Genomic DNA, 20,053 nt, shown 5'->3' on the forward strand with positions numbered 1-20,053 from the left:
CCATGGAACGGTTCAGCGCTGCACTGTCCGCGAGCTTGAACAGCTACGGCGCAGCACCGTGTATCGAGTTCGAACGACGGTGGTATTCCGGAGACGACATCACCGGATACATCGCTTCCGTCGAGGATCACCTGCGCCAGGCGGGAATCGGCCCCGGCGAACCGGTCGGACTGGTGGTGCGCAACCGGGTCCCCCACGCCGCAGTCATCCTGGGGCTCATTGCCGCCGAGCGGCCGATCGTGATGATCTACTCCTACCAATCGGCGCAGGCGATCGCGCGCGACATCGACGCGCTACGGCTACCGGCGGTCCTGGCCGACCGGCAGGACTGGAGCGACGCGGCGATCGCGGCGGCCGGCCATCACGGATCTGCCGTGATCGCGCTCTCCGATCGACCGCTCGGAGTCGAAACGCTTACCCGGCGAGCACAGCTCGCCGATCTCCGGCAGGAGACGTCACCGCACCGGCCTGGATTACACATCCTGAGCAGTGGAACCACCGGACCACCCAAACGGGTGCCGGTCGACACATCGGCGTTGCAGCACACCGTGTTGACCATGACGGTCGGACGGACTCCGCTCCCCGACGATCCGCCGGAACTGGTGTACTGGCCGTTCGGCAGCATCGGGGTCTGCCAACTCCTGGTCGGCCCTTACCTGCGCAAGCGGGTGGTGCTGCTGGAGAAGTTCACCGTCGAAGCGTGGGTGCATGCGGTCAAGACCCACCGGATCAGGCGGACCGGTGTGCAGCCCGCCATCCTGCGGATGCTTCTCGACGCCGACGTAGCCAAAGAGGACCTCGCGTCCTTGGAGTACCTGCCCGGGGGTTCGGGACCGCTCGAGCCGCAGCTGCGCGAGGAGTTCGAGGCCCGCTTCGGCACTCCCCTGCTGTGGGCTTACGGCGCAACCGAGTTCGCCGGATCCGTCTGCGCCTGGACACCGGAGCTGTACCGCCAATACGGTGCTGACAAGCCGGCCAGCTCGGGAAAGCCGCTACCCGGCGTGCAGGTGCGCATCGTTGATCCAGGCACCGGCCGCGAGGTGCCTGTCGGTGCGCACGGGGTGCTGGAGGCCCGGATCGAGGTGGTACGGCCGGACTGGATTCGCACCACCGACGTCGCATCGGTGGACTCCGACGGGTTCATCACTTTGCACGGCAGGGGCGACGGGGCGATCAATCGCGGTGGGTTCAAGATCCTGCCCGAGACGGTGCGCGCCGTACTGCTCACGCATCCGGCTGTTCGAGACGCCTGTGTGGTCGCCATCCCCGATAGCCGGCTCGGCCAGGTGCCGGCCGCCGCGGTCGAACTGCGGGGAGGCACTCCGCCGCCGTCGGCCGATGAGCTCATCGGCTTGGTGCGCGAGACGCTGCCCAGCCACCATGTGCCCGTCGCCGTTGCGGTCGTCGATGAGTTGCCGCGCAATGCCGCGCTGAAGGTACGCCCCGCCGACGTCGCTGCGTTGTTGGAGGCGCGATCATCATGACGCCGGCCCGATCCTTAACGGCAGCGTGGGCAGTGCGCACGTCGCAGACGGCCAGGTGATCTCCGGAACGAAGCCAGGTACGAGCTCGAACTCGGGAACACGAGACAGCCATTCCGAGACGACGAGCTTGAGTTCCATGCGAGCCAGGTGCGAACCCAGGCAGCGGTGCGGTCCGCCGCCGAATCCCCAGTGTTTGTGGACCTTTCCGTCGAGAACCAGATCATCCACGGAGCGCTCGTCGGTCCCGTCCCTATTGATCGCACCGAGACAGAGGCGCACCTGGGCGCCCGCCGGAAGTTCGACGCCGGCAACCGTGACCGGGCGAGTGGTCGCTCTTCCGACGACCGGTGCCGCAGGTTCGAGGCGGATCATCTCCTCGACAAAGACCGCGATGCCGTCGGCATCGTCGCGCAACCTGGCACGCAACTCGGGTCGGCGGGCCAATTCCAGCATCGTTGCGCCTATCGTTGCGGTGACGGTGTCCAGACCTGCCAGCACGAACACCAGAGACAGCCCGATCGCCTCGTTGTCGCTCAGCGCGTCCGCACCCCGCAGGAGCTCCGAGAGAATGCCGGGAAACGGATCCTTCCGTTGTTGCGCAACCGCTTCGGCGAGATATCCGTACAGTTCCACGGTGGGGCTCAGATCCACGCTGGCGGGATCATCGGCAAGGCTCAACGCGATGATCGCGTCCTTCCAGGCGACCAGACGGTCTCGATCCTCGAGAGGCAGCCCGAACAGCGTGAGGAATACCTGCGACGGATAGGGGGTGGCCAGCTGCGCCATTACCTCACACCGATCACGCTGAGCGATCTCGGAGATGATCTCAGCGGCCTGCGCCTGCAGCGAGGGCAGCAGGGCGATCAGGGTCTGGGGACTGAAGTAGCGATGCAGCAGCTGCCGATAGCGGGTGTGCTCGGGGGGATCGAACCCCAACGGAACCAGCGGGACGGGGCTGATCATGTCGTCGTAGGGGATCCTCGACGAGAACACCTCCCAATTGCGTAGGGCGGCGAGAACATCTTCGCGGCGAGTCAGGTAGTACCAGCCGTCGCCGGCCAGCACCGGACCGAGATCACGCAACGCCGCCCAGCCTTCACCGCGATCGCGGGACATTGGCAGGTCGGCGTAGGCCACGTACGGCAGTTCCGGCGCTATGCGTGCATCGGTCATCGGCGCAGCAGTCCTCAACCGCCGGCCTGTTGTTCGGCCTGCTGTTTGGCCTGGCGGGCCTGATACCGGTCCACCAACTCCCGAAATCCGAGCCGATCGTATTGCGGGACCGGCTGGATACCCCAGATGTCCTTGGCGGTGTCCCTTCCCTCGGCGCCCTCTGGGGGCCCGAGCGGCGGATACGGATACTTGCATTCGAGGTCGTCGTCGGAGTAGCGCACCTTGAGCAGTTCGCTGCAGATCTGGGTGAGGCTCAGCGTCGGGTAGCCGTAGTACACCGCCATGAACGGCAGGGTGAACGCTCCCTCGATGACGAGCGCCACCAGGCACACCAAGGTGGCGCGTTTGATCCACTTGTGCATCCGCGCGTAGTAGGGGGTGGTGCCCGGAGGCAGTGCCTCGGCGGCAGGTGTTTCCATCGTGGGACTCCTTTATCAGTCGGAGAAGATTTCCCGGTTGACGGTGTGCAGGTACGGGATCGCCAAAAACGGTGTGATGTAGAAGATGTCGTAGAGCCACCAGCCGATCACCGGGAAGATCACCCCGGCATAGCGCACGTCGGCGTACATGGTCATGTTGAAGACGTAGAGAATCCAGATGAGTACACCCATCCAGCAGGTGACGATCATCCACTGGTGGCCCCAACGCTTCATCTGCAAGAAGCCGATCGCGGCGGCGCAGCGCATCGCGAAGACCGTAAGGATCATGCCGAAGACCATGGATTTCTCGCCCGGCCCGGCGGCGCCGCCCACCCACAGTTCGTTGTAGTGCCAGAAATAGCCGGCGTCGAACATGTGGCCCCAGCCGATCATCAGCACCCGGTTGATCAGGGTGTGGTTGGCGACCAGGTCCAGCGACCAACCCAGGCTGTTGAGCATGCCGTCGATCAGCACCAGGTAACCGATCAGGGTGACGATCATGGGCCGCACTGCCAGACCCGCACGCTGCGCCTCGCGCTGCAGCCCCACGCCGCGCAAGAAGATCGGCAAGCCGATGATGCCCGGCACCCACATTCCCATCAGCGCCGCGCCGGCGATCATCCAGCGGTCGGCCCGGCGTTGGGCGGCACGCGATTGCGTCTCGTGCTCCTCGATCCCGGCGAAATCCGTTGTCGAACCGGACGCGGTCGGGCTCATAACAGCCACCAGCCCCGGGCGAACGACATGTATAGCTGGATGCCGAACATGATGGCCAGATAGCCGTAGATGAAGATCTGAAAGACGATCAGCGCTCGCTTGCGGTTGCGTTCTTGCTGGTCCACTTCGCAGCTTCCTTTCCTAGGGGCGCTCGGTCTGGGTGGTGAACACGCCGGCGGCCACTTCACGCAGGCCGTCGTGGATTCCGCCGTCGGTGGTCAGCGGCGCCAGGATGCACGCCTCGGCTGCCTCGAGCTCGCTCGCGCCGGCGCCGACCAGCTGCGCAGCGTTGACCAAGGTGCGGGTCGACGGCGGTTCGAAGTGCAACGCCTGGTCTGCGGTGCGCAGCGCAGTGGCACACTGCACCAGGCGACCGGCGATCTGCGGTTCGATACCGGTCTCGGCGACGATCACCTGCGCCTCGCGCTCGGGCGGCAGGTAGTGCATGGGCAGCGTGGCGAACCGTTGCCGGAAGGACGGCTTCAGCTCTTTGAGCGAGCTGCGGTAGGCCGGGTTATAGGAGCACACCAGCATGAAGGTGTCTGGGGCCGTGATGGTTTCACCTGCCCGGTCCAGGTACAGAGTGCGACGGTGATCGGTCAGTGAATGCAGCACGGCCAGCGAGTCATGCCGTGCCTCCACGACTTCGTCCAGGTAGCAGATCGCCCCGGACTTCACCGCTTGAGTCAGCGGCCCGTCGTTCCACACCACGTCACCGCCGGCCACCAGGAATCGGCCCACCAGATCCGAGCTGGTCAGGTCGTCGTGGCAACTGATGGTGATCACCGGTCGCCCCAGCAGCAAGCCCATGTGCTCAACGAGCCGGGTCTTGCCGCAGCCGGTCGGACCGGTGAGCATCACCGGGATGCGGCGCAGGTGCGCCTTCTCGAACAACTGCACTTCGTTGCCGTTGGCGAAGTAAACATCGCTGCTCATCGGACTCCTCGCACGTCGTCGGTCATGCCGCGGTCAGTTCGCGGTGCACGTGGGCCAGTACTCGCGGTAGCTCCGCGACCCGCCGAATCCGTTGGGAGCGGCGCGGTCCGAACACTTCGGGAAGTGGATCCACCCGGACCGGTCCGACTCCGACGTAGTACACGCACACACCGGCCCGGTCGGCTTCTTCGACGGCATGCGCAACGTCGGCCCAGGCGTATCGGCCTTCATAGCCTTCGTCGGACATCAGTCCGTCGCCGATCATGAGGAGCAGCCGCCGCTCGCCGGACTGGGCCAGCAGCCGGCTGGTCAGATGCCGCAGCGGCGCCCCCAGTCGGGTGTAGCCACCGGTGCGCAGGCCCAGGCCACTCGGCGCCACGAAATTCCGGTCACCGAAGTCCTTGAGGCAGTGCACTTCCACGTGGTGACGGGTGTTGCCGGTGAACGCGAAGACGCCGTGGCGCTGACGCGCGCTGGTCATTGCTCCCGAAAGCGCGTCCGCGCAGGCCAGTTCCAGGCCGAACAGCCGGCCACCGTGCACTCCCAGTGACGAGCTCGCGTCGAGCAGCACCGCGACGGTCACATCCCTATCCGCCGGCAGCAGCTCCCGGAAGATCCGGGGTTCCCCCGCCGCCCTGGCCAACACGTCCAGGCGGTGGCTGACGTAGGCATCCACGTCGAGGTCTGATCCGTCGGCGAGCCGATTGGTCATGGCACGGACGGTGTGTTGCTCGAACCACTTACGCAGATCGACCGCGGCCGGGGACGGCTCGCCCGATGGCGTGCGCCGGTCGCATTCCACGACGGCGACATGGTCGGGCAGCAGGGTGCCGGTGTGCATGTTCCACTCTGGGTAGGGGATGCCGGCTCGCCGGTCGCGACCGAGAGAGCGATCGTCGTCTTCGGGTCGGCTCGGTGGCGGCATGGTGGTGTTGCGAACTCCTCCGTCACCACCGACCGGTACCGAATACGGGCGAGGGCGGCGCTTCTGGTTGCTGGACCATGGCATGCGGCCGAGGCGGCGCACCGAGGAAGCCAGTCGTCCCGGCTCGGTCCAGGCGGCCGGCAGCGTCCCGGTCAGCGAATGCCCGGCCAGGGGTTGCCGGGTGCGCGCCAATGCGGTCGCACGATCGAACATCTCGGCGGCCGGCATCTCGGGATCGGCGGGATCGAGATCCGGCAGCACCCGTTGCAGCTCGGCCACCAGTCCCGGCCACCGCCCAGCCACCCAACCGAGGGCCACCTGCGCCTCGACGAGCGTCAGGGCTTGACGCTCACGTGGCGACAGGTCGGCCAACCGGTACTGGGCAATTCTCTCTTTGGAGGGTGAGCATTGCAGCGCCACCCCGCAGGTCAGCGTCCGTCTGGTCCAGCCCGGTTCCGCAGGATGGGGAACATAGACGGTGGACAGGTTCGGGTTGAGGCTGAAACTTCTTTGGGCACCGGTCATCAGCCGTGCGCCGTCGCGACGCCGGTCGCTCAGTGCGACGGCCGTCAGCGCGCAGCTGATCTCCAGCGCCAGGGGGTCCACGCCTACCCCGGTCAGAAGGTTCCGATGCTGGAGAACATCCAGTACCAGAACGCGATGATCAAACACGTTCCGCCCCATGCGGCGACGTAACGGAGAATCTCCCAGAGCCAGGTCATCAGAGTTTCCTATCGTCGGTCAGTCGGAGAAGATCTCGCGGTTGACGGTGTGCAGGTACGGGATCGCCAAAAACGGTGTGATGTAGAAGATGTCGTAGAGCCACCAGCCGATCACCGGGAACACCACACCGGCATAACGCACATCGGCATACATGGTCATGTTGAACACGTAGCCGATCCAGATCACCACGCCCATCCAGCAGGTCACCACCATCCACTGATGACCCCACCGCTTCATCTGCAGAAATCCGATCGCCGCCGCGATGCGCATGGTGAAGACGGTGAAGATCAGCCCGATCTCCCAGCCCTTCTCGCCCGGGCCGGCCGCCCCGCCGATCCACAACTCGTTGTAGTGCCAGAAATAGCCGGCGTCGAACATCGCGCCCCAGCCGTTGAGCAGCACGCGGGCCAGCAGGGTGTGGCCGGCCACCATGTCCAGCGCCCAGCCCACTGCGTTGATCGCGGCGTCGATGATGACCAGGTAGCCCAGCAACGTCACCAGCATGGGCCGGACCGCCAGACCGTCGCGTTGGGCCTTGCGCTGCAGCCAAATTCCGCGCAGGAACAGTGGGAGGCCGAAGATGCCCGCCGCTGCCGTGCCGATCAGCATGCCGCCACAGATCATCCATCGGTCTGCCCGGCGCTGGGCGGCCCGTGACAGCTCCAGGTGCTCATCGAGACCGAGCCCGTCGCGCAGTTGCTGCGGTGCCGTACGCAATAGCCGCCCCCTCGCCGTTTGAGGAACGCCTACGACGGTAGGGAAATCACTGACTTAAGTCAATGACTTTTGGCGAGTTCAGTGCGCAGCACCCAGGCCACGCAAGGTCCTGGTCACGTAGTCGGCGACCAATTCCGGACGAGATGGCCAGTCATGGGTGGTGATGAGCAGGGCGTAGAGGCCGAGCAGGAAGAACACCGCACTGTTCATCGCGACGACGTCGTCGTCGATCTCGCCGCGCTCCCGCGCCACTTCGATACGCTCGGAGATCAGCACGATCAACGGGTGATGCTCGCCGTTCTCGGCAGGCGGTCGGGTCGGCGAGAAGTGCAGCGCCAGGAATTCGGTGAACAGCGGATCGCCCAGACGTCGCTCCAGATCGATGATCAGGCGGGCGGACTCAGCCAAGATGTCCGAAAGCCCTTGGCGCTCACTAAGAAATTTCTCGAACTGCCTGGTGATTCGTTCTTCCTCCCGGCGCTCCAACTCCAGCAGCACGTGCTCCTTGGTGGGGAAGTGAAAGAAGAATGTGCCGTGCGCGACGCCGGCGGCGGCGACGATGGCCCCGACGTCGGCCTGGGCCATCCCGGTCCGCTTGAATTCGGCAGTCGCCGCACCCAGCAACCGCTCGCGCGTCTGCAGGCGCCGAGCTTCGCGCGCCGTCACCTTCGCCGGCTTGTCCGCCACCGCCATGCTTTGATCCCTCTGTCCACCGACCCTGCGCCATCCGCCGTCACGACAGTATCGCCTTCCGGCGGCCGCGCACATTAGATGACTTAAGTCAGCGTTTTGGATTCCTGCAGGGTGGTCGAGATCAGGGCCCGGATGTTGTTTCGGCAGCGTCCACACACCGTCCCGGCTCCGGTGCGCTCACCGACCTGCTTGGTGGTCGTGGCACCGGCTCGGGCCGCGTCGATGACCTGCTGACTGGTCACCCCGGCGCACAAGCAGACGTACACAGCGCGTCAGGCCCCGGTCTCGAGGGCCTTTGCCTCCAGCTGCACTTTGTCCACCTTGCCCGTGGCATTCAACGGCAGCGCGTCGACGAAACACACCGAGCGCGGCACCTTGAAACCGGCCATTCGGTCGCGGCTCCAAGCGATCAGGTCGGTCTCGGAGAGCGGCGCATCCCCGGCACTTTTCACCACAAACGCCTTGCCGACCTGCCCCATTCGCGCATCGGGCACGCCGACCACCGCAACCTGCGAGATCCCCGGATGCTCCAGCAGGAAGCCTTCGATCTCGGCGGGATAGGCGTTGAATCCGCCGACGATGAACATGTCCTTCTTGCGACCGACGATCCGCAACCGGCCGGCGGCATCCAGCGTGCCGACGTCCCCGGTGTGCAACCAGCCCTGTGCGTCGATGGCCTCGGCGGTCGCCGCCGGGTCATCGAGGTAGCCCACCATCACGTTGTAGCCGCGCACCAAGACCTCGCCGTCGCCGGCAATGCTCACCTCGATGCCTTCGCAGGCCCGCCCCGCCGTGGTCGCGATGTCCTCGAACGAGTCGCCGCGCCGCGAGGCCGTCACCGTACCGGCTTCGGTGAGCCCGTAACCGGTCATGATGGATCGGAACGGCAACTCGTTGCGAATACGCCGGATCAGGTCCACCGGGATGTCCGCGGCGCCGGTTACCGCGGCACGCAGCGACGACAGGTCGTGCGTACCGCGCGCATCCAGCAGTGACTGATACAGCGTCGGCGGGCCAGGAAGCATGGTGATGCGTTCGGCTTCAATGAGTTCCAGGACGGCGTCGACCTCGAAGACCCGCACCGGAACCATGGTGGCACCGCGGATGCATGCGGCGATGCAGCCCGCCTTGTAGCCGAACGTGTGGAAGTAGGGGTTGACCATCAGGTACCGGTCGCCCTCGCGCAGGTCGGCCAGATCGCACCACTCGGCATAGAGCCGCAGGTTCTGTTGATGGGTCATCATCACGCCTTTGGGCCGGCCCGTCGTGCCCGAGGTGAAGATGATGTCGGCGACGTCGCCCCCGCCGACACTGCGCTGCAGCGGCGAACCACTGCTCAGGAAATCCGATCTCAGGTCGACCACCGGCACACCGGGCGGGGCACTGAAATCCAGTCCGAGAAAGCCCTTCTCCACCAGGACGAGCTTGGCGCCGCTACGGCGGATGATGTCCTCGGCCTCGCTCGGTTTGAACCGGGTGTTGACCGGAACCAAGACGCCGCCGGCGGTCAGCAGCCCGAAAGCGGCGATGATCCAATCCGCCGAGTTCGGTGCCCAGATCGCCACCCGATCGCCCTTGGCGACACCCGCCGCGGCGAATGCTCCTGCAGCGCAACGAACCCGGTCGGCCAGCGCGGCGAAGCTCAGCCGTACCGGACCGTCGGCGATCGCCTCGGCGTCCCCGAAGCGATCGCCGGCGCTCAGGACCATCTCGGGAATGGTCTGCCAGCGGGGCACCGCTAGACGGTGACGAGCCGACCGAGGTTACCGCCCATGATCTTGGCCTGGTCCTCGATGGGCAGGTGCGACAGCGCGGTGATGTAGTGCGTCGGCTCGGCCAAGCCCTCCGGGTGCGGCCAGTCCGAACCGTAGAGCACCTGCTCCACGCCCACCAGGTTGATCAAGTCGTCGATGCCCTCCTCGTAGAACGGGCTGACGTAGATCCGGTTCTTGATCTCCTCCATCGGGTTGCCCAGGAACGCCTCGGGCGCCTTCCGATAGACCTCGGTCATGGAGTCCAGCAGCGGGAACATCCACTTGGAGCCGGCTTCCACAATGCCGACCTTCAGCTTGGGGTGGCGGAACAGGGCACCGTGAATCACCCACGAAGCCACCGCATCCTGGATCGGGCGCCACTCGTTGAGAATGCCCATGGCGTTGGTCTGGAACGGCAGCATCTCCTCCACCGAACCGTCCCACTCGGAGGTGTAGCGGGAGTAGCCGCTGTCCGACGAGTGCATCCCGATGAAGACGTCGTGCTCGACGCACCTCTCCCAGAACGGGTCGAACTCGGGCAGCGCGAACGAACGCGGGCCCCGGAAGCCGGGCACCGGGGCCGGCCGGATCAGAATGGCGCGGGCACCGCGCTTGACCGCCCACTCCAGTTCCTCGATGGCCTTCTCGACGATCGGGAGCGTGATGACCGGCGTGGTGAAGATGCGGTTCTGGTAGTTGAAGCCCCAGACCTCGTCCAGCCACTGGTTCAAGGCGTGGATGATGACGTGGATGGTGACCGGGTCATCGCGCAGCCGCTCCTCGATGAGACTGGCCAGGGTCGGGAACATCAGCGAGCGGTCGATGCCCAGCTCGTTCATCAGCTCCAGCCGCGGAGCGGGCTCGAAGAACGCCGGGATGGACTTCATCGGCTCGCCGAACAGCTCGCGCTTGCTCTTGCCGTCGGGGTTGCCGTACTTGAAGTATTCCTCCCAGGCGCCCGGCTTGGCGACCACCGAGAAGGTGGGGTTCGGAATGTAGTTGCTGATCTGGCCGCGGATGGCGATCTTGGTGCGCCCGTTGATCTCCACGTACTGGACGACGTCCTTGTACTCCTTGGGCAAGTACTTGGTCAGCGCTTCCGGCGGCTCGTAAAGGTGGTTATCCGCATCAAACAAGGGGAACGGGACGTCCACGCGATGTGACAGTTGACCCATGAAATGCTCCTTTTCGGTTCATGAGAATCTTATTCTCACATAGGTGTCGTTGCAACACTCTCGGCGAGCTGGTTGCGCACCAGGTACTTCTGCACCTTGCCGCTGGCCGTGCGCGGGAAGTCCTCGACCTCACGCAGTTCCTCGGGCCACTTCTGCCGCGCGACGCCCATCCGCTCGAAGTGCTCCCGCACTTGCGCCATGGCCGGCAGCACGCACCCCGGCTTGAGGCGCAGCACCGCGACCGCCCGCTCCCCCAGCCGGGCATCCGGCGCCGCGACCACGACCGCCTCGGCCACCGCCGGCATCGCCAACAGGACGTCCTCGACCTCCACGGCGCTGATGTTCTCGCCGCCGCGGATGATCACATCGGCTTTGCGGTCGGTGATGGTCAGATACCCGTCGGCGTCGAGCACCCCGATGTCCCCGGTGTGGTACCAGCCCTCGGCGTCGAACGCCGCCGCGGTCAGCGCGTCATCGGTGTAGCCCAGACACAGGTCGGGTCCGCGGCTCAGGATTTCGCCGTCGTCGGCCAACCGCACCTCCACGCCGGGCCGCGCATTGCCGTCGGTGAACAATCGCTTGTCCTCGGGCGCGCTCGGGCGTGAACCGGTGATCGACGGATGCTCGGTGCTGCCGTAGGAACGGAAGACGAAGATGCCCAGGTCGGCGAGTCGTCGGGTGACCGCCCCGGGCACCGTCGACCCGCCCAGACCGACGTGGCGGATATGGCGCAGGTGCGCGTCGGTGAAGTCCGGGTGATCGAGCAGGCTGGTGACGAAGTACGGCGGCCCGCCACCGATCGACACGCCCTGCTCGGCCATCAGTGCCAACACCTTGGCGGGGTCCCAGACGTCGGCGAGGTCGATCGGCGCTCCCTCCAGTACCGGGATGAGGAACGCCCCGACCATGCCGATGAAGTGCCCGACCGGGGTGGCGGTGAGCTGGCGACCGCGATCCTTGGGGTAGTTGGCCAGCAGCTGGCGGGTCTCGCAGCACAGGGTCTGGTGACTGTGGATCACGCCCTTGGGTTCGCGGGTGGTCCCGGAGGTGAACGCGATCAACGCCGGTGCACCGGGGTCGGTATGCAGCGTGCCCGCCATCGGTTCATCGGCGAGCAGGTCTTCGAAGTCGACAACGTTCCCGCCCACCCCGCTCGCGTCGTTCCCGCCCACCACGCTCGCGTCGTTCCCGCCCACCACCCCGATGATCGGGATGTGGGCGCACAGCTCGGGCCGAAAGCTCATCCGCCCGAATCGTTCGGCGGTGATGAACACCCGCGGCCGGCTGGCGGACAGGATGAAGCCCAGTTCCCGTGGGCCGTAGAAGTGCACGACGGGCACCACGACCGCACCCAGGAACGCCGCCGCCCAGAACGCCGCGGCGGCCTCCATCCAGTTGGGCAGCTGCAGGGCCACCACATCACCCGGGCCGACGCCGCGGGCCCGCAGCCCGGCCGCCAGCCGGCGGGCGACGAGCTCCACGTCGGCAAAACTGCCCCGCCACGGCCGTACCGCCGAGTGCACCTCGAACCCGGTCTCGGCGCTCGCCGCCAGCCCGGTGGCGAGCAGGTCACCGAGGGTTTCGCGGGTCCACCATCCCTGCTCTTCATAGTGCCGAACCAGGTCGGCAGGAATCTTTCGCATCTTGCCCGTGATGCTATTCTCCGTTTTTGAGAATGCCAATATCTTGAGTGGAGAGCCATGGGCCAGGACTGTCCGGACGAGCTGGACGTGCAACTGGATGACGGCCTGGCCATCATCACCATCGACCGGCCCCAGGCCCGCAACGCCATCGCCCCCGAAACCATGGAGCAACTCGACCGGGCGCTGGACAAGGTCGCCGGGGCGCAGGCGCTGGTGATCACCGGCGGAGGCGACCGCGCCTTCGTCTCCGGCGGCGACCTCAAGCAGCTCGCCGCCCTGCGCACCGAGGCCGAAGCGGCGGCGATGGCCTGGCGGATGCGCACGCTGTGCGATCGGATCGCCGCGTTCCCGGCACCGGTGATCGCCGCCTTGAACGGCCACGCATTAGGTGGTGGCGCCGAAGTCGCGGTCGCCGCCGACATCCGCATCGCGGCCGCGGACATCAAGATCGCGTTCAATCAGGTGTCCCTGGCGATCATGCCGGCCTGGGGCGGCGCCGAGCGGCTGGGCAAGCTGGTCGGACACAGTCAGGCGCTGCTGCTGGCCGGCACCGGAACCATGCTGGACGCTCCGGCGGCCGAACGCATCGGCCTGATCAACCGGGTGGTCCCCCGGGAGTCTTTCGACGCCGAATGGCGTGCCCTGGCCCGGTCATTGGCCAATCCCTCGGCCGGTGAGATCAAGCGCGTGCTCGGTGGCGCATCGGCAGACGAGGCGGTGGCGGCATTCGCCCGGTTGTGGGTCGCCGACGCGCATTGGGAGGCCGCGGATCGCCTCCAACAAGGCAGGAAGCAGCGCTAATGCGGGGCGGGCCCCGAGGCCAGCGCGACGCCGGCGAGCGGCGCGTGCGGTGGCGGGTCGCCCTCGAGCCGTTGCAGCCAGCGCTCGACGAACTCCACGGTCTCGGCGTGGCCGAGGGTCATGCCCAGCGCCTCCTGCTCGATGATCAGCATCCGCGAGGCGCTGGTCATGAGCACCATCAACACCGTCGGCGGGAATTCCGCGTCGTCGACGCCATACCGGGCGAACAGCCCGGAAACCGCCGCGATCTGTTCGGCGCGAAGCCGCTCGGCGTAGTTGGCGATCTCGGCCCGCAAGGCCTCGCGCTCGTTGGCCACGGTGATGAATTGCATGGTCAGCGCCGTCCACGCCGGGTCGGTGTTGAATCGCCACAGCGCCCAGAGCGGCTGCGGCGACGCCAGCACCGCCGCCTGTTCGGCCAATCCCTGATCGCCGCGCCGCCGGAACATCGCCAGGAACAGGTCGTCCATGGTGCGGAAGTAATAGTGCACGAGCTGATGCTTGAGGCCCGCCCGCTCGGCGACACGGCGCGAACTCACCGCGCCGGCGCCGGCGGTCAGCAGAAGCTCTTCGGCAGCGTCGAGCAACAGGGTCCGGTTCTTCGCGTCCGGTGCCCCAATTCTGCGCTGTCCCTTAGCCGATTCGGACATACAGTTCGCTCCGCATCGTTGTCGTCACCTTTACATGTCCGGCGGCCATCGTAGTGGCGTCGCAACCCTTGACCCCCCAACCCCGCCCATGCTAAGCAGGTGCACAGCAGCTGTCAGCCCGTTCTGCAGAGAGGTCCATGTTGACTGACTTCGCGACGATCGACTTCTTCACCGATCAGTCCCTGGTACCCGATCCCCACCCATACTTCGACTATCTGCGGGCTCAGAACCCGGTCACGCCGCTGGGCGTGTACGACGTGGTCGCGGTAACCGGCCACGAAGAGGCCAACGAGATCTACCGCGACTCCGACACCTACTCCAACCTGGTCGCGGTCGGCGGACCGTTCCCGCCGCTGCCGTTCACCCCCGAGGGCGACGACATCAGCGCTCAGATCGAGGCCAACCGCCACCTGATGCCGATGACCGAGCACATGGTGACGATGGACCCGCCGATGCACACCAAGGCCCGATCGATACTGAGCCGACTGCTCACGCCCAAGCGGCTCAAGGAGAACCAGGACTTCATGTGGCAGCTGGCCGATCGCCAGCTCGACTACTTCATCGACAGCGGCAGCTGCGAATTCCTCACCTCCTATGCCCGCCCGTTCGCCATGCTGGTGGTCGCCGACCTGCTCGGTGTGCCCGAAGAGGACCGGCCGGTGTTCCAGGAGGTGCTCGGCGCACCACAGCCCGGTGCCCGCATCGGCGCGCTGGACCATGAGGAGCTCGCCCACGATCCGCTGGCCTGGCTGGATGACAAGTTCAGCCGCTACCTGTCCGACCGGCGGGAAAGCCCTCGCGGCGACGTGCTGACCGACCTGGCCACCGCCACCTACGAGGACGGCTCGATTCCCGAGATCGCCGACGTGGTCAAGAGCGCCACGTTCCTGTTCGGCGCCGGTCAGGAGACCACCACCAAACTGCTCAGTGCCGCATTGCGATTCATGGCCGAGGACCCGGCCCTGGTCGAGGCGCTGCGCAGCGACCGCAGCAAGATCCCGAACTTCCTCGAGGAGACCCTGCGGCTGGAAAGCCCGGTGAAGACCGACCCCCGATTGGTGCGCAAGACCACCACGCTGGGCGGGGTGGAGCTGAAGGCCGGCACCGTCGTGGTGATGTTCCCCGGCGCGGTCAACCGCGATCCTCGCAAGTTCGACAACCCGCACGAACTGCGGATCGACCGTCCCAATGTGCGCGAGCACCTGGCATTTGCCCGCGGCAGCCACACCTGCCCGGGCTCACCGCTGGCACGCGCCGAGAGCCGCATCTCATTGGAACGAATCCTGGATCGCATGACCGATATCCGGCTCGACGAATCCCAACACGGCCCGGCCGGCGAGCGCCGGTTCACCTTCGAGCCGACTTTCATCCTGCGCGGATTGACCGAACTGCACCTGGAATTTACCCCGGTGGCGGCTCCAGTCACCGCCGGCCTGTAGACCGCAGCTCCGCCGAAGGGACGAACAACATGACGGTGACCACCACCGACGAAGCGCGCTATGACCCGTATGACGTTGACCTCAACAGCGATCCGTACCCGATGTTTCGCCGGCTTCGCGAAGAGGCACCGTTGTACTACAACGCCGAGCACGATTTCTACGCGCTGAGCCGCTTCAACGACGTCAACAAGGCCCTGGTCGATCACCAGACGTTCAGCTCGGCGCGCGGCGCGATTCTGGAACTGATCAAGGCCAACACCCCGATCCCGCCGGGGCTGATTCTGTTCGAGGATCCGCCCATCCACGACATTCACCGCAAGCTGCTGGCCCGAATGTTCACCCCGCGCAAGATCTCCGAACTCGAATCCAAGATCCGCGAGTACTGCGCCCGTTGCCTGGATCCGCTGATCGGTACCGGAAGCCTCGATTTCGTGGCCGACCTGGGCGCGCAGATGCCCATGCGGGTGATCGGCATGCTGGTGGGCATTCCCGAAGCAGATCAGGAGGTCATCCGGGACCGCTCGAATGACAACATGCGCACCGAAGCGGGCAAGCCGATGACGGTTGCGTCGGAGGGGTTCGATGACGGATCGATCTTCGCCGACTATCTGGACTGGCGCGTCGAGCACCCGTCCGACGACATCATGACCGAACTGCTCAATGTCGAATTCACCGACGAATCCGGCACCACGCGGCGGCTGACCCGCGACGAGCTGCTGATGTACGTGATGCTGGTGGCCGGGGCCGGAAACGAGACAACCACCCGGCTGATCGGCTGGACCGGCAAGGTGCTGGCCGAGCATCCCGACCAGCGCCGCGCGTTGGTGGCAAACCCGGCGTTGGTCCCGCAGGCGATCGAAGAGCTGTTGCGCTACGAGCCACCGGCACCGCACGTGGCGCGCTACGTCACCCGGGATGTGGAGTACTACGGCCAGACCGTGCCCGAGGGCAGCGTGATGATGATGCTGATCGGCGCGGCCAACCGCGACCACCGCCGATTTGCCCCCGACGGTGACGTTTTCGACATCCACCGCGAAGCCCGCCAGCATCTGACCTTCAGCGTGGGCGCGCACTACTGCCTGGGTGCCGCACTGGCCCGCCTGGAAGGGCGCATCGCGCTGGAGGAGATCCTCAAACGCTTCCCCGACTGGGAGGTCGACCTCAGCAAGGCAGCGCTGTCACCAACTTCGACGGTCCGCGGGTGGGAGTCCATGCCCGCTTCGGTCGGATGAATCCACTTCTACTAGTTACGAATTGAGGGTTTCCATGGCTGGACGTGTTGAGGGCAAGGTCGCATTCGTCACCGGCGCGGCCCACGGTCAGGGCCGCAGCCACGCGGTGCGGCTGGCCGAGGAGGGCGCTGACATCATCGCGATCGACGTCTGTAAGCCGATCGTGCAGAACTCGCCCATCCCGCCGGCCACCCCGGAGGAACTGGCCGAGACCGTCGACCTGGTCAAGGCACGGGGGCGCCGGATCTTCACGGCCGAGGTCGATGTACGCGACTTCGACGGGCTCAAGGCCGCGGTGGACGCCGGCGTGGAGGAGCTGGGCGGTCTGGACATCATCGTTGCCAATGCCGGCATCGGCAACGGTGGCGACACCCTGGACCAGTGCAGCGAACACGACTGGCAGGAGATGATCGACATCAACCTGTCGGGCGTGTGGAAGACGGTCAAAGCGGGTGTCCCACATCTTATTTCCAGCGGCAAGGGCGGCTCTATCATCCTGACCAGCTCGGTCGGCGGACTGAAGGCCTACCCGCACTGCGGCAACTACGTCGCCGCCAAGCACGGCGTGGTGGGCATCATGCGCTCGTTCGCCGTCGAGTTGGGACACCAGAACATTCGCGTCAACACCGTGCACCCCACTCACGTCAGCACCGGCATGATCATGAACGAGGGCACCTGGAAGATGTTCCGTCCGGACCTGGAGAACCCGGGCCCCGATGACATGGCACCGATCTGCCAGATGTTCCACACCCTGCCGGTGCCGTGGGTGGACGCGGTCGATATCAGCAACGCCGTGCTGTTCCTGGCCTCCGATGAGGCCCGCTACATCACCGGCGTCACGCTGCCGGTCGACGCGGGAAGCTGCCTGAAATAACACTGTCGGCCATCCCTGACAGTTGGGACGCGATATCCCCGGAGTGGATGACCGCTGCGATCAGCGGTCACCACCCCGGGGCGGTCGTGGATGCCGTGACGGTGGCATCTCGTGACGACGGCACTAACCGCCGAGCGCGCCTGGCTCTGAGCTATTCGTCCGGCAGCGGGCCGTCCACCGTGTTCGCCAAGGCCATCGACCCCGAGCACGCCGACTTGGTGGAGCTGACCAGTGGCCTCTACCACGAGCCGCGGCTTTTTCTGTCCGATGTCGCACTGCCGCTTGACCATCCGACGGTCTATCGAGCGGTGATCGACGAACCGCGTCGCGACTTCCTGCTGATCATGGAAGACATCACCGCGGCGCGCGGCGCGCAACCGCGCGACGCCACCCAACCGCTCAGCATCGACGAGGCGGCCCACGGGGTCCGCGGACTGGCCCGCCTGCACGGGGCGTTCTGGGGAGAGCGCATCAGCGGCAATCCTGCGCTGGACTGGGTGGAGCCGTTCGTCCCGTTCGCCGGCCTGGAGCTGGCGCCGCTGGAGGTGGCCTACCAGAGGCTGGGCGACTCGGTGCCGTCCGAGATCACCGCGATGTCTGGGGTGGATCTGTTCAGCGACACCTGGGCCCGCTACATCCGCAGCCTGACCCGGGGACCGCAGACCCTGCTGCACGGCGACCCGCACATCGGCAATACCTACGTGTTGCCCGACGGTGACGTCGGTTTCCTGGACTGGCAGATGGTGCGGCGCGGCAATTACTCACTGGACCTGGGCTACTTCCTGCAAGGTGCGCTGACCATCGCCGACCGGCGCGACGGCGAACGGGCGCTGATCGAGGAATACCGCGGTGCCCTGGGCCTTCCAGCCGGGCAGTTGCCGTCGGCCGAGGAGATCTGGCTGCACTATCGGGCGTCAGCGGCGCATGGCCTGGCGATCTGGATCGCGACGCTGTCCGGCGGCGACAACTGGCAGCGGCCCGACATCAGCCTGGCGCTCGCCCAGCGTTATGCCGCAGCGTTCACCGACCTGGATACCCGTGGCGCACTTCCCGCGCTGGAATCCGGCCCCTGCTGAACTCCCGCGAGCCATGCACCACCCGGGCAGCAAGTGAGAGAATCTCCGTATGGAGTGGACCGGAGCGGTGTACGCCGACGCGCCGACGGTGCAGGTTTCCACCTGGATCGATGCCCCGCCGGAACGCGTCTGGGAACTGGCCATTGATATCCACGCGGTCGCCGAGAGCAGTCAGGAACTCCAGCGCGTCGAATGGGCCGACGGTGACGGGCCCCGGTTGGGTGCTCGGTTTACCGGCTACAACCGGCATCCCGCCCTCGGGGAATGGTCCACGGTCTCCGAAGTGGTCGAGTTCGAACCGCTGACGGTGTTCGGTTGGGCGGTAAGCGATCCCGACCATCCCACTTCCTCGTGGCGGTTGAGCCTGAAGCCGGAGGGAACCGGCACCCGCTTGACCGAATGGATGCAGCTGGGGCCCGCGCCGTCGGGCCTTTCGCTGGCCATCTCCGCGATGCCGGACAAGGAACAGAAGATCGTGTTCGTGCGGATGCGCGAATTCGAGGCGGGCATGGCGGCCACCCTCGATCACCTCAAACGGCGCGCCGAGAACTGATGCGCGCGGCGATCACGCTGGAAGCGGCCAGTGTCGGCAGTTGGGAACACCAGAAGCTGCTGGTCCGCGAGGCCGAGAAGATGGGTCTGGACATCTGCTGGGTCGCCGAGGCCTGGGGCGCGGACGCGGTCTCCGCATTGGGCTATTACGCCGCGTGCACCGATCGCATGCTGCTGGGATCCGGAATCATCCAGCTGTCCACCCGCACTCCGATCGCCATCGCCCAAGCCGCCATCACGCTGTCCAACCTCTCCGGAGGACGGTTCCTGCTCGGCCTGGGCGCCTCGGGCCCGCAGGTCATCGAGGGGCTACACGGTCAGTCCTTCGACCGGCCGCTCGGCCGGATGCGCGAGACCATCGAGATCATCCGGCAGGCGATCTCCGGAGATCGAATCGCCTATAGCGGCAAGCACTTCCAGATACCCCGCCCCGATTCCGCCACCAAGCCTATGCGGCTGTCCATGCGCGCCGAACACCGGATTCCGCTGTATCTGGCCAGCCTGACCCCGGCGATGCTGGCGCTGACCGGCGAGGTCGCCGACGGCTGGCTGGGCACCAGCTTCGTCCCCGAGGGTGCCGACGCGGCCTACTTCACCCACCTCGACAACGGCCTGGCCCGCTCCGGGCGCACCCGGGCGGACCTGGACATCTGCCAGGGCGCGGAAGTGTCGTTCGCCAGCGACGAGAGGCATCTGAAGGAACTGATCGACAGCCGCAAGGCCGAACTGGCCTTCAGCCTGGGCGGAATGGGTTCGACCAGCACCAATTTCTACAACCAGGCCTACAGTCGCCAGGGCTGGTCGGATGTCTCCGCCGCGGTGAAGCAACGCTGGCAGGCCGGCGACCGGGAGGGCGCCGCCGCGCTGATCACCGACGAGATGGTGCTGGCCACCACCTTGATCGGCACCCCCGCGATGGTCCGGGACCGCCTGCAGGTCTGGTGCGACACCGGCGTGGACACCGTGCGGGTCTACCCGGCCGGGGAGCGTCTCGAAGATCGGATCGCCACGCTGGGCGCCGCGATCGAACTGGTGCACTCGATCAAACCCGCCGGGCGGTAGCGGCCCGG

The 20,053-nt window shown here is 66.3% G+C and carries 21 protein-coding genes; 8 read left to right on the plus strand and 13 right to left on the minus strand.

All coding sequences use genetic code 11. The features are described 5' to 3' along the window. Nucleotides 1-2 precede the first annotated feature (2 nt). Nucleotides 3-1,484, plus strand: coding sequence for a class I adenylate-forming enzyme family protein (locus ACJH71_RS09815; protein ID WP_406757818.1), 1,482 nt, complete (start codon nt 3-5; stop codon nt 1,482-1,484). On the opposite strand, the gene ACJH71_RS09820 is transcribed toward ACJH71_RS09815, so the two are convergent. The 12 genes from ACJH71_RS09820 to ACJH71_RS09875 form a co-directional block, all read right to left on the minus strand. Further along, nucleotides 1,479-2,657, minus strand: coding sequence for a cytochrome P450 (locus tag ACJH71_RS09820; RefSeq protein WP_406757819.1), 1,179 nt, complete (start codon nt 2,655-2,657; stop codon nt 1,479-1,481). The two genes, ACJH71_RS09815 and ACJH71_RS09820, sit on opposite strands and share 6 nt — an antisense overlap. Before the next feature lie 14 nt (nt 2,658-2,671). Further along, nucleotides 2,672-3,076 carry a hypothetical protein gene (locus ACJH71_RS09825; protein ID WP_406757820.1) on the minus strand — a complete coding sequence of 135 codons (405 nt, stop codon included), beginning with the start codon at nt 3,074-3,076 and terminating at the stop codon, nt 2,672-2,674. A 15-nt stretch (nt 3,077-3,091) separates the two neighbouring features. After that, on the minus strand, nt 3,092-3,793 hold the full coding sequence (locus tag ACJH71_RS09830; RefSeq protein ID WP_406757821.1) for a hypothetical protein: 702 nt from the start codon (nt 3,791-3,793) through the stop codon (nt 3,092-3,094). Continuing rightward, complete coding sequence (locus ACJH71_RS09835) at nt 3,790-3,918, minus strand: hypothetical protein (RefSeq protein WP_406757822.1); 129 nt, start codon at nt 3,916-3,918, stop codon at nt 3,790-3,792. The genes ACJH71_RS09830 and ACJH71_RS09835 overlap by 4 nt, the downstream gene beginning before the upstream one ends. A gap of 16 nt (nt 3,919-3,934) precedes the next feature. Continuing rightward, complete coding sequence (locus ACJH71_RS09840) at nt 3,935-4,729, minus strand: CbbQ/NirQ/NorQ/GpvN family protein (protein WP_406757823.1); 795 nt, start codon at nt 4,727-4,729, stop codon at nt 3,935-3,937. A 22-nt stretch (nt 4,730-4,751) separates the two neighbouring features. Next, nucleotides 4,752-6,260 carry a nitric oxide reductase activation protein NorD gene (locus tag ACJH71_RS09845; RefSeq protein ID WP_406757824.1) on the minus strand — a complete coding sequence of 503 codons (1,509 nt, stop codon included), beginning with the start codon at nt 6,258-6,260 and terminating at the stop codon, nt 4,752-4,754. 135 nt (nt 6,261-6,395) lie between these two features. Then, on the minus strand, nt 6,396-7,001 hold the full coding sequence (locus ACJH71_RS09850; RefSeq protein ID WP_406757927.1) for a hypothetical protein: 606 nt from the start codon (nt 6,999-7,001) through the stop codon (nt 6,396-6,398). Between the two features lie 171 nt (nt 7,002-7,172). Next, entirely contained in the window at nt 7,173-7,787 is a 615-nt protein-coding gene (locus tag ACJH71_RS09855; RefSeq protein ID WP_406757825.1) for a TetR family transcriptional regulator, read from the minus strand. An 83-nt stretch (nt 7,788-7,870) separates the two neighbouring features. Further along, on the minus strand, nt 7,871-8,053 hold the full coding sequence (locus ACJH71_RS09860) for a bacterioferritin-associated ferredoxin (protein WP_308484323.1): 183 nt from the start codon (nt 8,051-8,053) through the stop codon (nt 7,871-7,873). Between the two features lie 6 nt (nt 8,054-8,059). Further along, nucleotides 8,060-9,523, minus strand: a complete 1,464-nt coding sequence (locus ACJH71_RS09865; protein ID WP_406757826.1) for a FadD3 family acyl-CoA ligase — start codon at nt 9,521-9,523, stop codon at nt 8,060-8,062. Nucleotides 9,524-9,525: 2 nt separating this feature from the next. After that, nucleotides 9,526-10,716 carry an amidohydrolase family protein gene (locus ACJH71_RS09870; RefSeq protein WP_406757827.1) on the minus strand — a complete coding sequence of 397 codons (1,191 nt, stop codon included), beginning with the start codon at nt 10,714-10,716 and terminating at the stop codon, nt 9,526-9,528. A gap of 35 nt (nt 10,717-10,751) precedes the next feature. After that, nucleotides 10,752-12,359: an AMP-binding protein gene (locus ACJH71_RS09875; protein WP_406757828.1), complete on the minus strand. Its 1,608-nt coding sequence runs from the start codon at nt 12,357-12,359 to the stop codon at nt 10,752-10,754. 57 nt (nt 12,360-12,416) lie between these two features. On the opposite strand from ACJH71_RS09875, the gene ACJH71_RS09880 reads away from it, so the two are divergent. Further along, a complete protein-coding gene (locus ACJH71_RS09880) occupies nt 12,417-13,160 on the plus strand; it encodes an enoyl-CoA hydratase/isomerase family protein (RefSeq protein ID WP_406757829.1) in 744 nt (247 codons plus the stop codon). Here the strand turns inward: ACJH71_RS09880 and ACJH71_RS09885 are convergent. Beyond that, nucleotides 13,157-13,810, minus strand: a complete 654-nt coding sequence (locus ACJH71_RS09885; protein WP_406757830.1) for a TetR family transcriptional regulator — start codon at nt 13,808-13,810, stop codon at nt 13,157-13,159. The two genes, ACJH71_RS09880 and ACJH71_RS09885, sit on opposite strands and share 4 nt — an antisense overlap. A gap of 137 nt (nt 13,811-13,947) precedes the next feature. On the opposite strand from ACJH71_RS09885, the gene ACJH71_RS09890 reads away from it, so the two are divergent. Genes ACJH71_RS09890 through ACJH71_RS09915 form a run of 6 tightly spaced genes read left to right on the plus strand, consistent with a single transcriptional unit; the run spans nt 13,948 to nt 20,045 of the window. Next, nucleotides 13,948-15,249, plus strand: coding sequence for a cytochrome P450 (locus tag ACJH71_RS09890; protein ID WP_406757831.1), 1,302 nt, complete (start codon nt 13,948-13,950; stop codon nt 15,247-15,249). A 29-nt stretch (nt 15,250-15,278) separates the two neighbouring features. Continuing rightward, a complete protein-coding gene (locus ACJH71_RS09895) occupies nt 15,279-16,481 on the plus strand; it encodes a cytochrome P450 (RefSeq protein ID WP_406757832.1) in 1,203 nt (400 codons plus the stop codon). A gap of 34 nt (nt 16,482-16,515) precedes the next feature. Then, the gene (locus tag ACJH71_RS09900) at nt 16,516-17,355 is read left to right on the plus strand and encodes a mycofactocin-coupled SDR family oxidoreductase (protein WP_406757833.1); all 840 of its coding nucleotides are present in this window, start codon (nt 16,516-16,518) and stop codon (nt 17,353-17,355) included. 47 nt (nt 17,356-17,402) lie between these two features. Next, nucleotides 17,403-18,431, plus strand: a complete 1,029-nt coding sequence (locus ACJH71_RS09905; protein WP_406757834.1) for a phosphotransferase — start codon at nt 17,403-17,405, stop codon at nt 18,429-18,431. Between the two features lie 49 nt (nt 18,432-18,480). Beyond that, nucleotides 18,481-18,984, plus strand: coding sequence for an SRPBCC family protein (locus tag ACJH71_RS09910; protein WP_406757835.1), 504 nt, complete (start codon nt 18,481-18,483; stop codon nt 18,982-18,984). Next, nucleotides 18,984-20,045, plus strand: coding sequence for an LLM class flavin-dependent oxidoreductase (locus ACJH71_RS09915; RefSeq protein ID WP_406757836.1), 1,062 nt, complete (start codon nt 18,984-18,986; stop codon nt 20,043-20,045). Before ACJH71_RS09910 ends, ACJH71_RS09915 begins: the two co-directional genes overlap by 1 nt. Nucleotides 20,046-20,053: the final 8 nt, after the last annotated feature.

It is taken from the genome of Mycobacterium sp. SMC-15 (assembly GCF_045310925.1).
Lineage (GTDB): Bacteria > Actinomycetota > Actinomycetes > Mycobacteriales > Mycobacteriaceae > Mycobacterium.